The sequence below is a fragment of the Desulfovibrio legallii genome, from assembly GCF_900102485.1.
Classification (GTDB): Bacteria; Desulfobacterota; Desulfovibrionia; order Desulfovibrionales; family Desulfovibrionaceae; genus Desulfovibrio; species Desulfovibrio legallii_A.
The window spans coordinates 70,704-86,764 of sequence record NZ_FNBX01000005.1; the positions used below are offsets into that span (position 1 = coordinate 70,704).

General features: G+C 66.8%; 12 protein-coding genes and 1 pseudogene. 9 read left to right on the forward strand and 4 right to left on the reverse strand.

The genetic code is table 11. The annotated features are described in order from the left end of the window. The first annotated feature begins 127 nt into the window (after window positions 1-127). From BLS55_RS04560 to tyrS, 7 genes are all read left to right on the forward strand, one after another. Entirely contained in the window at window positions 128-727 is a 600-nt protein-coding gene (locus tag BLS55_RS04560) for a MarC family protein (protein WP_092153183.1), read from the forward strand. Between the two features lie 62 nt (window positions 728-789). Beyond that, window positions 790-2,100 carry an NCS2 family permease gene (locus tag BLS55_RS04565; RefSeq protein WP_092153184.1) on the forward strand — a complete coding sequence of 437 codons (1,311 nt, stop codon included), beginning with the start codon at window positions 790-792 and terminating at the stop codon, window positions 2,098-2,100. A 71-nt stretch (window positions 2,101-2,171) separates the two neighbouring features. Continuing rightward, the gene (gene lepB / locus BLS55_RS04570) at window positions 2,172-2,795 is read left to right on the forward strand and encodes a signal peptidase I (RefSeq protein ID WP_092153185.1); all 624 of its coding nucleotides are present in this window, start codon (window positions 2,172-2,174) and stop codon (window positions 2,793-2,795) included. 8 nt (window positions 2,796-2,803) lie between these two features. Then, window positions 2,804-4,333, forward strand: a complete 1,530-nt coding sequence (locus BLS55_RS04575) for a YifB family Mg chelatase-like AAA ATPase (RefSeq protein WP_092153186.1) — start codon at window positions 2,804-2,806, stop codon at window positions 4,331-4,333. A gap of 134 nt (window positions 4,334-4,467) precedes the next feature. Continuing rightward, window positions 4,468-5,439, forward strand: coding sequence for an N-6 DNA methylase (locus BLS55_RS12080; protein WP_180365396.1), 972 nt, complete (start codon window positions 4,468-4,470; stop codon window positions 5,437-5,439). Window positions 5,440-5,448: 9 nt separating this feature from the next. Further along, window positions 5,449-8,901: a UvrD-helicase domain-containing protein gene (locus BLS55_RS04585; RefSeq protein ID WP_092153188.1), complete on the forward strand. Its 3,453-nt coding sequence runs from the start codon at window positions 5,449-5,451 to the stop codon at window positions 8,899-8,901. 159 nt (window positions 8,902-9,060) lie between these two features. Further along, a complete protein-coding gene (gene tyrS / locus BLS55_RS04590) occupies window positions 9,061-10,257 on the forward strand; it encodes a tyrosine--tRNA ligase (protein ID WP_092153189.1) in 1,197 nt (398 codons plus the stop codon). Window positions 10,258-10,473: 216 nt separating this feature from the next. Here the strand turns inward: tyrS and BLS55_RS12290 are convergent. The 3 genes and pseudogenes from BLS55_RS12290 to BLS55_RS04605 form a co-directional block, all read right to left on the reverse strand. After that, a pseudogene (locus BLS55_RS12290) lies at window positions 10,474-10,911 on the reverse strand (methyl-accepting chemotaxis protein); the annotation flags it as partial. Window positions 10,912-11,261: 350 nt separating this feature from the next. Further along, window positions 11,262-11,633 carry a hypothetical protein gene (locus BLS55_RS04600; RefSeq protein ID WP_092153247.1) on the reverse strand — a complete coding sequence of 124 codons (372 nt, stop codon included), beginning with the start codon at window positions 11,631-11,633 and terminating at the stop codon, window positions 11,262-11,264. A 433-nt stretch (window positions 11,634-12,066) separates the two neighbouring features. After that, entirely contained in the window at window positions 12,067-12,654 is a 588-nt protein-coding gene (locus BLS55_RS04605) for a DciA family protein (protein ID WP_092153191.1), read from the reverse strand. A gap of 100 nt (window positions 12,655-12,754) precedes the next feature. Here BLS55_RS04605 and BLS55_RS04610 point away from each other — a divergent pair, with 100 nt between their 5' ends. Beyond that, window positions 12,755-13,705, forward strand: a complete 951-nt coding sequence (locus tag BLS55_RS04610) for an ArsR/SmtB family transcription factor (RefSeq protein ID WP_092153192.1) — start codon at window positions 12,755-12,757, stop codon at window positions 13,703-13,705. 41 nt (window positions 13,706-13,746) lie between these two features. Next, the gene (ahcY, locus tag BLS55_RS04615; RefSeq protein ID WP_092153193.1) at window positions 13,747-15,168 is read left to right on the forward strand and encodes an adenosylhomocysteinase; all 1,422 of its coding nucleotides are present in this window, start codon (window positions 13,747-13,749) and stop codon (window positions 15,166-15,168) included. Between the two features lie 259 nt (window positions 15,169-15,427). On the opposite strand, the gene ureG is transcribed toward ahcY, so the two are convergent. Next, window positions 15,428-16,057 (reverse strand): urease accessory protein UreG, encoded by a 630-nt coding sequence (ureG, locus tag BLS55_RS04620; protein ID WP_092153194.1) that lies wholly within the window; start codon window positions 16,055-16,057, stop codon window positions 15,428-15,430. Window positions 16,058-16,061: the final 4 nt, after the last annotated feature.

A 16,061-nucleotide genomic window follows, 5' to 3' on the forward strand; every position in this document is an offset into this window, starting at 1 on the left:
ACCCTGCCGGGGATGAGCGGCCGTCCCCCGGCCTCTGGACAGAAAAAATCCGGCATGACATAATGCCGCCTTTCCGGGCGCGGGCGCTCTCGACACTGCGCCCCAGTCTGCTTATGCGGGGAAGCCGATGGACATCCTGGCCGACGTGGTGGGCACCAGCATCAAAATCTATGCGCTCATGACGCCCCCGGCCGTGCTGAGCGCCTTTATCAGCGGCACCCGCACCTTTGACCGTCGGCAAAAAGCGGCCGTAGCGGCCAAAACTTCCACGGCCATTTTCTGCATCGGCGTAACGCTCTTCCTGTTCGGGCCGCACCTTTTCTCCCTGTTCGGCTTTACGCTGGACGCCTTCCGCATCGGCGCGGGCGTGCTGCTCTTTCTTACCGCCGTCTCCCTCATGAACGACGACGGCAAGGAAGTGACCGCCGGCAAAGACGGCGACATCAGCGTGGTGCCCCTGGCCATTCCCCTGGGCATGGGGCCGGCCTCCATCGGCGCGGTCATGGTTATGGGCGCTTCGGCCAAGGGGCTGGAGCAGACCCTGGTGGGGGTGCTTTCCCTGCTGCTGGCCGCCCTGGGCATGTTCGCCCTGCTGCGCATGGCCGATACGGTGGTGCGCGCCCTGCACCGCACGGGCATTGCCGTGCTTTCCAAACTCACCGGCCTCTTGCTGGCGGCCATTGCCGCGCAGGTGATCTTTACGGGCATCCGCGCGTTTCTGGGGTGACGTTTCCGGCCCCGGCCCGCCCGGCGGGGCGCACAATCGACAGAACAAACGGAGGGTTCGACATGAGCCTGTTGGAAACTTTTTTCCGTCCTGAGGCCAAAGGCAGCACGGTAAAACGAGAGCTGCTGGCCGGGCTGACCAGCTTTATGGCCATGTGCTACCTCATCTTTGTGGTGCCCAACATGCTGGCGGATGCGGGCATGCCCCGCGAAGGGGCCGTGGCCGCCACCATCTGGGTAACCATTATTGCCACCCTGATCATGGGGCTTTGGGCGCGCTTTCCCGTGGGCGTCGCGCCGGGCCTGGGCATTACGGCCTTTTTCGCCTACTACGTCTGCGGCCCCGCGGGCTATACCTGGCAGACGGGCCTGGGCGCGGTGTTCATCTCCGGCGTGGTCTTTCTGCTCCTTACCGTGACCCGCGTGCGTCAGATGATCATTAAGGCCGTGCCCATGGACCTCAAATACGCCATCGTGGTGGGCATCGGGGCCTTTATCGCCTTTATCGGCATGAAGAGCTGCGGCATTGTGGTGGACAGCCCCTCCACCTTTGTCACCCTGGGCAATCTGGCCCAGCCTTCCACCCTGCTTTCGGTGCTCGGCATCTTTCTCATCGGCGGCCTGCTGGCGCTCAACGTGCCCGGCGCCATGATCATCGGCATTCTGGCCGTCACGCTCCTCGGCATCGCCCTGGGCATCACTCGCCTGCCCGAAGACAGCGTCTTTTCTTTCAGCCTGCCCCTGCCTACGGAAACCTTTCTGCAGATGGATCTCAAGGGTGCGCTGCACCACGGGCTTATCTCCATCATCTTCACCCTGACCATGGTAGACCTTTTCGACAACATGGGCGTGCTTATCGGCCTGGCGCAGAAGGCGGGCTTTGTGCGCAAGGACGGGCATATCGAAAATCTGGACCGCGCACTGATCACCGATTCCCTGGCCACCATGACCAGCGCGGCCCTGGGGGCCACCACGGCCACCAGCTATCTGGAAAGCGCTGCGGGCGTGGCTGAAGGCGGCCGCACCGGCCTTACGGCCGTGACCATTGCCGCGCTTTTCTTTCTGGCCTTGTTCGTCACGCCCCTGGTGGGCCTGGTGCCCGCCTACGCCACGGCCCCGGTGCTCATCATCGTGGGCGCGCTCATGATGCAGGAGGTGGGGCGCATCCATTTTGACGACTTTACTGTGGCCCTGCCCGCCTTTCTTACCATCATGAGCATGCCGCTTACCTTCAACATCGCCACGGGCTTCGGCTTCGGCTTCGTGAGCTGGGTGGGCATTAAGCTCCTGGCCGGACGCTTTCGGGACGTGAACCCAATGATGCTCATCATTGCCGGCTGCTTTGTGGTCAACTTTGCCCTGCGGCTCGGGTAGCGCGCCTTGCCTTTGCCCGGGCCTGCGGGCATACTAAGGCGTTTGACAAAAACTATTCATGAGGAATCCGCATGGCTACGCTGCTGCAATCGTCCGTACGCCCCAAAAAGCCGCTCTGGCGCGAGTATGGCGAGGCCCTTCTGGTGGCCCTGGTCCTGGCGCTGTTTATCCGCACCTTTATCGTGCAGGCCTTTAAGATCCCGTCCGAATCCATGCTTGAGACCCTACAGGTGGGCGACCACCTGCTGGCCAGCAAGTTCGCCTACGGCGTCAAGATTCCCTTCACCCACACCTATGTGTGGCGGGGGGACGACCCGCAAAAGGGCGACGTCATCATCTTTGAGTACCCCAATAACCCTAGCGTGGACTACATCAAGCGCATTATCGGCACGCCCGGCGACGTCATTGAAGTGCGCAACAAACAGCTTTACCGCAACGGCCAGCCAGTGCGCGAAAGCTATATCCGCTTTACCCAGCCCGGCATTGTGGAGCCCGTGCGGGACAACTTCGGCCCCGTCACCGTGCCGCCGGACAAATACTTCGTCATGGGCGACAACCGCGACAACTCCCGGGATTCCCGCTTCTGGGGCTTTGTGGACCGCGCCGCCATCCGGGCCAAGGCCTGGCGCATCTACTGGTCCTGGGGCGGGCTGAGCGACATCCGCTGGAGCCGCCTGGGGCAAAAAATTCAATAGGAGCGCGCATGGTGGTCCGGCTGCTGAGCGGCGGCGTGGAGGGCGTGGACGCCTACCCCGTGGAGCTGGAAGTGGACTGCGTGCGCCAGGGGCTGCCGGGCTTCACCATGGTGGGCCTGGCCGAAGCCGCCGTGCGCGAGGCCAAGGACCGCGTCTTCGCCGCGCTCCGCGCCGCCAATTTCCGCCTGCCGCCCGCCCGCATCACCGTCAACCTGGCTCCGGCCTGGCGGCGCAAAAACGGCGCTAACTACGATCTGCCCCTGGCCGTGGGTCTGCTGGCCGCCGCGGGCCTCCTGCCTGCGGAGCGCTGCACCGGCCTCTACCTGGCCGGGGAGCTTTCCCTCTCCGGCCAGATCCGCCCCGTAAGCGGCATCCTGCCCCTGGCCCTGCTGGCCCGCGCCCGCGGGGCGCGCGGCATCCTCGTCCCTCCCGGCAACAGCGCCGAAGCCGCCGTAGTGCGCGGCCTGGAGGTTTTTGCCCCGCGCGACCTCGCCCAGTGCGCCGCCTTCCTGGCCGGGGCCGAAACCCTGGAGCCCTTGTCCCCGCCCCCTGAGGGACAGCCCGCCCCGATCTGCGGCCTGGACTACGCCGAAGTCAAAGGACAGGAGGCCGCCAAGCGCGCCCTGGAGGTAGCCGCCGCAGGCGGGCACAACGTGCTGCTGCTGGGCCCCCCCGGCAGCGGCAAGACCATGCTGGCCCAGCGCCTGCCCACCATCCTCCCGCCCCTGAGCTTTGAAGAAGCCCTGGAAGTCACCAAAATCTACAGCGTGGCCGGCCTGCTGCCTCCGGACGCGGGCATCGTGCGCCAACGGCCTTTCCGCGCGCCGCACCACACCATTTCGGACGTGGCCCTGGTGGGCGGCGGCAGCGTGCCCCGGCCCGGCGAAGTGAGCCTGGCCCACCGGGGCGTGCTCTTTCTGGACGAACTGCCAGAATTCCACAAAACCGCCCTGGAAGCCCTGCGCCAGCCCCTGGAAAACGGCACGGCGGCCATTGCCCGCGCCAGCCACCGCGTGGTCTTCCCCGCGGCCTGCATGCTGGTGGCGGCCATGAATCCCTGCCCCTGCGGCTACTACGGCGACCCCACCCACCAGTGCACCTGCCGCCCGGACCAGCGGGCCCGCTACCGCGCACGCCTCTCCGGCCCTCTGCTGGACCGCATCGACGTGCATGTGGAAGCGCCCGCCGTGGCCTATGCGGACTTCCGCGAGGCCAACAGCTCCGGGGCCGATTCAGCCGCCATGCGCCGCCGCGTGCTGGCCGCCCGGCAACGCCAGCGCCAACGCTACGGCCCTGAAGGCCCGCGCTGCAACGCCGAGCTCTCCGGCCGGCTGCTGGAACAACACTGCGCCCTGGACGCCGCAGGCCACGCCCTTATGGAAGGCGCGGTCAACCGCCTGGGCCTCTCGGCCCGCGCCTGCGCCCGCGTCCTGCGCATGGCCCGCACCATCGCCGACCTGGAAGCCGCCGACCGCATCACCCCGGACCACCTGGCCGAAGCCGTCTCCCTGCGCGTCCTGGACCGCGGGGGCGAATAAATTCCTGACGGCAACGAAAGCCAAAACCTTCCTCTGCTCAGGAGACGCGCAGAACGTCGCCTGAGCAAAGAAAAGGCGTTGCGGCCAGAGCCATGATGCGCGCCGCCTGTCGTCGGTATCTTTTGAGGTTCAGCATGTCAGAACGTGGAATAAGAGTTTCAGGGGGTGGGGGTGCGGGGGCCCTGCTTCAAAAGGCTTTTTCCCCCGCGGGCACCCTTGCTCCCGCCGCCCCCGCGCCGCTCACGCCCTCCGCCGCCTGCAGCTATCCTCGTGGACTGACGCAACCTGCGGGGGGGCTGCGCTTCGGGCTGGACGCGCTGCTGCTGGCGGCCTTTGTTGTGCGGCGGCTGCGGGCCTGGCCGGGGCGGCGCGGGCTCGCGGCCGTGGATCTGGGCTGCGGCTGCGGGGCGGCCCTGCTGGGCCTGGGGCTGGGCTCGCCGCGGGTGTGGGGGCTGGGCCTGGAGCGCGAGCCCGCCCTGGCGGCCGCCGCGGAAGAGAATATTGCCAGGCTGGGGCTGACGGCACGCATGCGCGCGCGCTGTCTGGAGCTGGAGGATGTTGCGGCCCTGCGGGCCCTGCGGGGGCCGGAAGGGCAACCGCTCTGCGCCCGTGCGGACGTGGTGCTGGCCAATCCGCCCTATGAGCAGGCCGGGCGGCCTTCGCCGGACCCGCTGCGGGAGCGGGCCCTGCGTTCCGACAACGGTGCGGCGCTGGAGGTTTTCTGCCGCGCCGCCGGGCTGCTGCTGCGGCACAAAGGGCATTTTTTCTGCTGTTATGACGCGCGGGCCCTGCCGCGGCTGTGCCAGGCCCTGCGCGCGGCGGGCCTGGGCCTGCGGCTGGCGCTGCCCGTGCGGGCGCGGCAAACGGACCCGGCCTGGCTGGTGCTGGCGGCGGCGCAGAAGGGCGCGGCGGACGATCTGCGCCTGGAAGCGCCGCTGACCCTGCACCGTGGGCCCGCGCCGACAAAACAAGGCCCGGCCGCAGGCAGGGGCGCAGACGCAAGGGCAGGGTGCAGCGGAACCGGATCCGAAGCCTCTGGGCCGGCCTGGACGGCGGCGGCCCGACGATTTTGCCCCTGGCTGGACCGGCAGGGGGATTTGGGATAAGGCTCAGGCATGACGTTTATTGCGGATCTGCACATCCATTCGCGCTTTTCACGGGCCACAAGCAAGGCGCTCACGCCCCGGCACCTGGCGGCCTGGGCGCGCTGCAAGGGCATTGACGTTCTGGGCACCGGCGATTTCACCCACCCCCAATGGCGGGCGGAACTGGCGGAACAGCTGGAACCGGACGCGGCCAGCGGCCTGTACCGACTGCGGAGCGCGCCGGAAGCCCTGGAGGGCCTGCCAGAAGACCTGGGCGCGGCAGGGGCGGGGCAGGGGCCGCTCTTTCTGCTCCAGACGGAAATCAGCTCCATCTACAAGCGCCTGGGGCAGGTGCGCAAAATCCACAACCTGGTCTTTGTGCCCACCCTGGAGGATGCGGAGCGCCTTTCCCTGCGCCTGGCGCAGATCGGCAACCTGGCCTCGGACGGTCGCCCCATCCTGGGTCTGGATTCGCGCGACCTGCTGGAAATTGTGCTGGAATGCGCGCCCGCCGGGGTCATGATCCCGGCGCACGTCTGGACGCCCTGGTTCGCGCTCTTCGGTTCCAAATCCGGCTTTGACCGGCTGGAAGACTGCTACGGCGACCTTTCCGACCATATCTTTGCGCTGGAAACGGGCCTTTCTTCCGATCCGGCCATGAACCGCATGGTCAGCGCCCTGGACGGCTACGCGCTCATTTCCAATTCCGACGCCCATTCCGGGGCCAACCTGGGGCGCGAGGCCAATCTTTTTGCGGGGCAGCCCTCCTATGCTGGCCTGTTTGCGGCCCTGCGCGCCGCCGCCCGGCGTCAGGACCAGGGCGGCCTTAGCTGCCGCTTCCTGGGCACGGTGGAATTTTATCCGGATGAAGGCAAATACCACCTGGACGGGCACCGCGCCTGCCATGTGGTGCTGGAGCCGCGCGAGGCGCGGGAACTGGGCGACATCTGCCCCGTGTGCGGCAAGCCGCTCACCGTGGGCGTGCTGCACCGCGTGCTGGATCTCGCCGACCGCGGGGCCCCGGCCAGGCTCACGCGCGAACCTGAGGCGCGCTCCGTCATCCCGCTGCCTGAGGTGCTGGGCGAAATTCTGGGCGTGGGCGCGGGCTCGCGCAAGGTGCGGGAGCGCTACGCCGCCCTGCTGCGCGCCCTGGGGCCGGAGCTGGACATCCTCTGCCGCCTGCCCGAAGCGGACCTGCGCGCCCACTGGGAACCCCTGGGCGAGGCCGTGGCCCGCATGCGCAGCGGCCGGGTTATTCGCCAGGGCGGCTATGACGGCGAATACGGCGTAGTGCGCGTCTTTTCGCCCGAAGAACTGACCGACCTGCGCGGCGGCGCGCTCCTGCCGGGCTTCAAGTCGACAAGCCGCAAACGCGCGGCGCGGACGGAAACCGCGGCCAGCGCCCCCACCCGCGCCCGTGAGGCCGGCGACGTGGCGCAGGCGACATCCGCACCGACGCGCTCGGACGCGCACACGCCGCCGACAGGCAAAGCCCACGGCATGGGGCAGGCAGAGCCCCTGTCTGGCCCCGCGGCCGCGCCCTTCGCCGCTGCAACGGCCGCGCGGCCCATGACCTTTTCCCCGGAGCAGACCGCCGCCCTGCGGGCCGGGCCGGAACCGACCCTGGTCCTGGCCGGCCCCGGCGCGGGCAAGACGCGCGTGCTGGTAGGCCGCCTGGCCTGGCTGGTGGAGCAGGGGGCCCGGCCACAGGATATCCTGGCCGTCACCTTCACCCGTCGGGCCGCCGGGGAGCTGCGCGAGCGTCTGGCCGCAGCCCTGCCGGACCTGCCTGCGCCGCCGCGCTGCGACACGCTGCACGGCCTAGCCTGGAGCCGTATGCGCGAGGAACTGGGCGCAGCGGCCCCCACCCTGCTGGGCGAGGACGCGGCCCTGGGGCTGTTCCGCGCCGCCAATCCGGAACTTACGGCCCGCGCGGCCCGCGAAATGTGGGCGGCCTGCAGCCTGGCGCGGGAAACGGGCGCCACAGCCCCGGCAAATACGGCCCTGGGCGCTCCCTTCGCCGCAGCGGCCCCCCCGCTGCCGGACCCGGCCACGGCCCTGGCCCGCTACACGGAACGAAAAAAAGCGGCCGGCCCCGGCTTCGTGGACTATGCCGACCTGCTGGAATGGTGGCTGGCACAGGCCCGGCAACTGCCGGAATCGCAAAAAACCGTCCACTTGCTGGTGGACGAAGTACAGGATCTTTCGCCCGTCCAGCTGGAGCTGCTCCGGGCGCTTCTGCCTGCCGACGGCCAGGGCTTTTTCGGCATAGGCGATCCGGACCAGGCCATCTACGGCTTTCGCGGCGTGGCCGGACAAAGCGAAGACAGCCTGCGGCGCATCTGGCCCGGCCTGCGCACGCGCCGCCTGGGGCGGAGCTACCGCGCCAGCCAGCGCGTGCTGGACATGGCCCAGGGCCTGCTGGGCGGCACGGGCCGCTGCGGCGCGCTCACGGCCGCGCAAAACCTTTCTGCGGAACTGCGTCTGTTCAGCGCGCCGGACGAAAAAGCCGAAGCCCGCTGGGTGGCCCAGCGCGTGCGCGCCCTCCTGGGAGCCACAGCCCACACCCTTATGGACCAGGCCAAAGCCGACGACATGGCCGGCCTGGCGGGCGCGCTCACGCCCGGCGACATTGCGGTGCTGGTGCGCCTTAAAGCGCAGATGCCGCCCCTGCGCGCCGCCCTGGAACAGGCCGGTGTGCCTTGCGCCACCCCGGCCGAAGACAGCTTCTGGCAGGATACGGCCTGCGCCCGGCTGCTGACTCTGCTGGCGACGCATTGCGGTTTTGCGGAATGGCCTGCGCCGGAAGACAGCGAGGCCGCAACGGCGGCGATATGGCCGTGGGACGCTGCGCCGCCAGCGCCGCAGGAAATGCGCGCCTGGCTTGGCGCGCAGCCCTGGGCCGGGGAACCCTGCCTGCAGGGCCGGGCCTGGCGGCAGCTCTGCCGCCTGTGGGGGCAGGCCGGTTCCTGGCCCGCCTTTTTCGCCCAACTGGCCTGGCTGCAGGAAGCCGAGCTTGTGCGGGGCAAGGCCGAGCAGGTGCAGATCCTGACCCTGCACGCATCCAAGGGCCTTGAATTTCAGGCGGTATTTCTTCCTGGCCTGGAGGACGGGCTGCTGCCCCTGCGCCGGGAACGCCTGATTACCGCGCCAGAAGGCTCCACGCCGGAGAAGCCCGGCCCCGCAAACGCAGCGCCGGGCCCATCCGCATCCGCCTGCGCCGCGCCTGCGATCCACAACGCCGCAGCGCCTGCGGGCGCGGAGGCCGCCCTGGCCGAAGAACGCCGCCTGCTCTATGTGGGCCTTACCCGCGCGGCCCGCATGCTCTGCGTCAGCCACTGCCGCCAGCGCGTCCTCTACGGCAAAACCCTGCGCCTGCCGCCCTCGCCCTTTCTGGCAGACATCCGCCGCTTCTGCCGCGCCAGCGCCCTTACCCCCCACCGCCGCCGTCTGCAGAGCCCCCTTTCCCTGCTGCCGGAGTAGGCTGCAGAAGACCATATGAGGATATGCGGGGGATGCCCCGTTCGCACCCGGAACGCAACCGCGCCCCGCGGTTTGACAGCGTCCGGCCCCGGAGCTATCAATGGAGGCCGTGCGCCGCGTTCGCGGCGGCATCAACCGCTTTTCCACAAGGACAGACCCATGACGGATATCGACCGCCAGATGGCCACCATCAAGCGTGGCGTGGCCGAACTTATCGACGAGGGCGAACTGCGCAAAAAACTGGCGCGCGGCACGCCCCTGCGCGTGAAGGTGGGTTTTGACCCCACCGCCCCGGACCTGCACCTGGGCCACACCGTGGTCATGCACAAGATGCGCCATTTTCAGGAGCTGGGCCACCAGGTCATCTTCCTCATCGGCGATTTCACCGGCCGCATCGGCGATCCCTCCGGCCGTTCCGAAACCCGCCCCCCCCTCACGGAAGAGCAGGTCATAGCCAATGCGGAGACCTACAAAAAACAGGTCTTCAAAATTCTGGATCCGGAAAAGACGGAAGTGGCCTTCAATGCCGCATGGCTGGGCGCCATGAACGCCGCGGACTTCATCCGCCTGGCCTCCTGCTGCACTGTGGCCCGCATGATGGAACGCGACGACTTTGAAAAACGCTTCCGCGAGCAGCGCCCCATCTCCATCCACGAATTTCTCTACCCCCTCTGCCAGGGCTACGATTCCGTGGCCCTCAAGGCTGACGTGGAAATGGGCGGCACGGACCAGAAGTTTAACCTGCTCATGGGCCGCACCCTGCAGGCCCACTACGGCCAGGAAAGCCAGTGCATCCTCACCATGCCCCTGCTGGAAGGCACGGACGGTGTGCGCAAGATGTCAAAATCCTACGGCAATTACATTGGCATCGACGAGGCCCCCGACCAGATTTTCGGCAAGGTCATGGCCATTTCCGATGATCTCATGTGGCGCTACTATGAGCTGCTCTCCAGCAAATCCCTGGAAAATATCGCCGCCCTTAAGGCTGACGTGGCCGCCGGGCGCGTCCACCCCAAGGCCGCCAAGGAAACCCTGGCCCACGAGATGGTCGCCCGCTACCACAGCCCCAAAGATGCGGACGAGGCCCAGCAGGGCTTCAACGCCGTGTTTGCCGGCGGCGGGGTGCCCGACGCCATGCCCGAACACGCCTGCGACAAGGGCGAAGCCAGCACCCCCCCAGCCTTCCTCGAAGCCGCCGGGCTGGTCAAAAGCCGCGGCGAAGCCAAGCGCCTGATCAAAGAAGGCGCGCTCTCCGTGGATGGTCAACGCTGCGACGACCCGCTCACCCCCTTCAGCCCCGGCGCCTACGTCGTCAAACTGGGCAAAAAGCGTTTCCTCAAACTGCTGGTGCGTTGAGCGGCAGACCGCCTTTTGCGGAGGGCCGAGGGACTTGCTGCTGCCAGCCCCCCGGCCCTCCACGCCCCCCATTTTTCAAAAGACCAGCTCCAGGTTGCCTGCGTTCCGAAAGCAGGGCCGCATGTGGAGGCGTAAGCGCAATTTATTTGCGCCGTTACGCGCCGAAACGAGCGTGCCGTAAACGTTGAGAATGCCTGTTCTCAACGTTAATCTGCTCTAAGCCCGTTTCATATCCTCTATGAGGCTGCGCAGGGCCTGGGCCTGGCGGGCCAGGTCGCCCACGGCCTGGGCGGACTGGCGCATGGCTGCGGCGGTTTCGGCGGCAATGCGGTTGACGTCTTCGATGGAGTGGTTGATTTCCTCGCTGGTGGCGGACTGTTCTTCGGCTGCAGCGGCTATGGACTGCACTTGCTGGGCTGTGGTTTCCACCAGGGCCACGATTTCCTGGAGGGCCTCGCCGGATTTCTGGGCCATAAGGGTGGTTTTGCCGATGCGTTCGGCCACCTGGGTCACGTTATCCACGTTCTGGCGCGTGCCAACCTGGATGTCGTGGATGGCGTCGCCCACCTGTTTGGTGGCGGTCATGGTTTTTTCGGCCAGCTTGCGCACTTCGTCGGCCACCACGGCAAAGCCGCGCCCGGCGTCGCCCGCACGGCGCGGCCTTTTGCCGCCGGGACGTGCTGTGCGCGACGGCAGAGCACACGCAATCGCTCCGGAGAAGCGACAGCGTGTGGGGATATGACAACCTATGCAAGAATATTGCCCAAACAACTTTGACGTTATAACCAGCTGTTTTGAAACAAAAAAAACCGCTGACTTCCGCTTCAGACAGGCTCCGCGTGTCACAAAAGAAAACACAGGGCGTTTTGCTTGTTCAATGTATGAGCACAGCGGGAACACAAGAGGAGGCAAGAGAAAGTAAAAGGCCCCTTGCGGGGCCTTTACTGTGGAGGCTGCTGCCGCCTGGTTGGAGGGACGGCATGGCTTGACGGCGCGTGGCGCGACTAGGCGTTGGCGGCCTTGAGCATTTCTTCCACCATAGAAAGCGTGGGGGTGGCGGTGGCGTCCAGCCCGCAGAGACCGCGCACGGCAAGCATGAGCATATCAAACTGCAGGGCCATTTCGCTGACGCCGTTGTCGATAATGCAGTTATCGCCGTGCATGCGCAGCTTATAGGCGTGACGGCTGCGCTCTTGCCCGCTGGAGCGGACAATGTAGTAGACCTGTTCGTTGTGATCGGTCACGTAGAGCTTCTGACGGGTGAGCATGCCAAGGCCTTCGTCGTACCACGAGCATTCGGAGAACAGACGACCGCGAAAGGTGAAATCGCAGCCATTGTCGTGTTTCAGACAAATGTCTTCCATGACTTTCCGCATCTGCATTCCATCCTCCGCGCTCTTCCGTCCGGTCCGGCACTGGCGGACGGTGCTGGCAGCAAGCTAGCACTGCAGCTCAAGCGTTGTCAATAACCGCAGCAAGCGAACAACAAGGGCGCAGGCGATCGGCGCGGGAATTTTTTTTACTCAACTGAAACAATTGATAATTTTTTTTGCCGCAGCACAGCCCGGCTTGCGGTAGCTTCCGGAATGGACCGAAGGGGCGGACCAACGACAAGTGCGCATTGCGGTCTTGTGGCAGCAGCTGCGCCGCCGGGCAGAAAAGGCGGATCAGGCCGCCCCACGGCCAACGCTGCCGCGTGCGCCCGCAAGCGCCGGGATGCCAGCGGCGCCCCCTGCTGCATGCCCCCTGTCGCACGGGGCTGCAGGGGTCAGCCGCCTATCCGCCCGCAAAGCCGCGGAAACGGCCGCATCACCCCCGCCCGCGCGGCCTGCGCCCGGCAAACAGGGCATAGGCCCGCGCCACGGGCGAGGCCGGGTCCATGCCCGCCAGGCGGTCGCCGCTGGGGCGGGGCAGGGGGACGCTGCGCCCCACGGGCCTGGTGCGCGAGGGCGGCAAGGGGGCTGCGGCCGCCACGTCCAGCCCGTCCTTGCCCAGCAGCAGAGAGACGCGCACGCTCTGAAACACGGGCGCTTCCATAAACGCATTGGCCCGCTCCAGCAGCTCCGGGCTCAGATAGTGCAGATCCTGCGCCAGCATGGCGTCTTCCGCGCCGACAAGCAGCAGATCCCGCCGGTGCCCCAGGGGCCGCGCCAGGGGGGCCAGATCCGGCCCCATGACGGCTTCCCAATGCTCCCACAGGCTTTGCAGACGCGCGCGCTGCGCCGCTGCGGCCGGGTCCAGCCCCAGCCCGGCAAACACCCCGGCCAGGGCCTCGCCCACGGGCACAGGCCCCGACGCCGCCGTGCGCTTACGCTTGCGGCGGGCCACCGGTACGCCCCCCTGGGCGGGATGCAAGGCCGCCCCATTGACTATATGCGTATATCTTGATATGTGCATCCATCTCACGGCTCCCCAGGCCCGCCTTACAGCCGCAGGCCGCGCAGCGGCCGGGCGCGCAGCCCGCGCGCAACCCCAACCCCTCCGGGACAACAGACATATGGACAATGGCACGGCCCTGCTCTGCTTCAAGGCGCTTTCCGATGAAACCCGTTTGCGGCTGGTGCATATCCTGCTGCATTATGAGCTTTCGGTCAACGAACTGGTCCACATTCTGGATATGGGCCAGTCGCGCGTGTCGCGCCATCTGAAGATCCTTACCGAAGCGGGGCTACTGGCCTCGCGCCGGGACGGGTTGTGGGTTTTTTACGCCGTGCCCAAGGCGGGCGAAAAGCACGATCTGCTGGGCGCCCTGCTGCGCTTTGTGCAGCCGGACGCCCACATGCGGGCGGACCTTGCCATGGCCGCCCAGATGCTGGAGGAACGCGCCCGCAAGACCCGCCAGTTTTTCAACGCCATTGCCGAAAACTGGGATGAGCTCAACAACGCGGTGCTGGGCGATTTTGATCTGCCGACAGCCGTCTGCGCCGCGGTGCCCCAGGGCTGCGGCACGGCCGTGGACCTGGGCTGCGGCACCGGGGCCGTGCTGGAGCGGCTGCTGCCCCTGGCCGGCGGGGTCATCGGCGTGGACGGCTCGGCCCGCATGCTGGAAATCTGCCGCCGCCGCTTTTCCCCGCAGGATCTGGCGGCGGAGCGCGTTTCCCTGCGCATTGGCGACCTGAGCCACCTGCCCCTGCGCGACCACGAGGCGGACTTTGCCTGCATCAACCTTGTGCTGCACCACCTTTCACAGCCCGCCGAAGCTCTGGACGAGATCCGGCGCATCCTGCCCCCAGGGGGACGGCTGTTTGTGGCGGATTTTCTGCGCCACACGGATGAAGCCATGCGCAACCGTTACGGCGACCGCTGGCTGGGCTTTGCCGAGGACGCCCTGACCGCCGACCTGCGCAAAGCGGGCTTTGCCCTCCAGAGCACGGTCCGCAAGCCCGTAGGCCGGGGCCTGACCCTGCTGCTGCTGCAGGCGACGGCAACAGAAGGCCCCGCGCACTGACAACCAACACGCACAAGCAACTTCCCATGGAGGAGATTGTTATGACCAAAGCACTGGATTTGACCCTGAAGCACAAAGTGGCGGACATGAGCCTGGCGGCCTTCGGCGGCAAAGAGATGCAGCTTTCCGAGCGGGAAATGCCCGGCCTTATGGAATGCATCAAAAAGTACGGGCCGTCCAAGCCCCTCAAGGGCTTCAAAATCACGGGTTCCCTGCACATGACCATTCAAACGGCCATGCTCATCAAAACCCTGCACGCCCTGGGCGCGGACATCCGCTGGGCCTCCTGCAACATCTTTTCCACCCAGGACCACGCCGCCGCCGCCGTGGTGGAGCAGGGCCTGGCCAAGGTCTTCGCCTGGAAGGGCGAAAGCCTTGAAGATTACTGGTGGTGCACGGAAATGGCCCTCACCTGGCCCGACGGCAGCGGCCCGGACCTCATTGTGGACGACGGCGGCGACGCCACCCTCTTCATCCACACCGGCGTGCAGGCCGAGGACACCCCCTCCCTGCTGGACCAAAAAGCCGAAAGCAAAGAATTTCAGTGCGTGCTGGACCGCCTGAAGCTGCGGCAGAAGGACGATCCGCAGCACTGGCACAAGGCGGCCGCCAAGGTGCGCGGCGTCTCCGAGGAGACCACCACCGGCGTGCACCGGCTTTACCAGCTGGCCGCCGCGGGCAAGCTGCTCTTCCCGGCCATCAACGTCAACGATTCGGTAACCAAATCCAAATTCGACAACCTCTACGGCTGCCGGGAATCCCTGGCTGACGGCATCAAGCGCGCCACGGACGTCATGGTGGCCGGCAAGGTGGTGGTGGTCTGCGGCTATGGCGATGTGGGCAAAGGCTGCGCCCAGTCCATGCGCGGCTTCGGCGCGCGCGTGCTGGTGACGGAAGTCGACCCCATCTGCGCCCTGCAGGCCGCCATGGAAGGCTATGAAGTCACCACTATTGAGGAGGCCCTGCCCTACGGCGATATTTACGTCACCTGCACGGGCAACTACCACGTCATCACCGGCAAGCACATGGAAGGCATGAAGGACGAAGCCATTGTCTGCAATATCGGCCACTTCGACAATGAAATCGAAATGACCTACCTGGAGAACACCCCCGGCGTCGTCAAGACCAACATCAAGCCCCAGGTGGACAAGTGGGCCCTCAAATCCGGCCGCAGCATCCTGATCCTGGCCGAAGGGCGGCTGGTGAACCTGGGCTGCGCCACGGGCCACGCCAGCTTTGTCATGTCCAACAGCTTCACCAACCAGACCCTGGCCCAGCTGAAGCTGGCCGCCGAAAAGCTGGAAAACAAGGTCTACACCCTGCCCAAGCAACTGGATGAAGAGGTGGCCCGCCTGCACCTGGCCCGCCTGGGCGTCAAGCTCACCACCCTGACGCAGGAGCAGGCCGACTACATCGGCGTGCCCGTGGAAGGGCCGTACAAAAGCGAAATGTACCGCTATTGATCCTGCGTATCCGGTAAGATGGGGGCGGCCGCCCCCATCTGCGCCAAGGCCCGCTTCGGGCCGGGATGCATTTCCCCGGCCGGAGCGGGCCTTGTATCTGCCAAGCGCGGCGTGCGAGCTCAGCCGCGCCGACGGACGAGGAGCCATATACGGTTTCTGATAACGCCCCGGCAGATCAAGCATGCGCTGCCCGCGGGCGGTGGGGCTGGCCCCGTCTGCACCTGCCTCGGCAGCGCCGCGCCAAGGCCGCCGCGCCCCGCTACGCCGCGCGTTTGGGCGGCCGCAGCATGCCCTCCCGGATGATGAAGGCCACCACCGCCTCCACCCCCGCGCCGGAGAGCAGCTCCGTCAGCACATAGGGCCGCTGCCCGCGCATTCTGCGCGTATCCCGCTCCATAACGTCCAGCGAAGCGTGCACCATGGGGGCCAGGTCCACCTTGTTGATGATCAGCAGGTCGGACTTGGTGATGCCCGGCCCGCCCTTGCGGGGAATTTTGTCCCCGCCGCTTACGTCGATGACGTAGAGGGTCAGGTCCGCCAGCTCCGGACTGAAGGTGGCCGAAAGGTTGTCCCCGCCGCTCTCCACCAGCACCAGCTCCAGGCCGGGATGGCGGCGCTGCAGCTCCTCAATGGCCTGAATGTTCATGGAGGCGTCCTCGCGGATGGCCGTGTGCGGGCAGCCGCCCGTTTCCACGCCGATGATGCGGTCGGCCTCCAGGGCGTTGTGCCGCAGCAGAAATTCCGCGTCCTCGCGGGTATAAATGTCATTGGTGACCACGGCCATGTCGTAGTCTTTGCGCATCCGCAGGCAGAGGTGGCGGAGGAGGGCGGTTTTGCCCGAACCCACCGGGCCGCCCACGCCCACGCGCAGGCAGGGTCTTGCAGTCATGGTT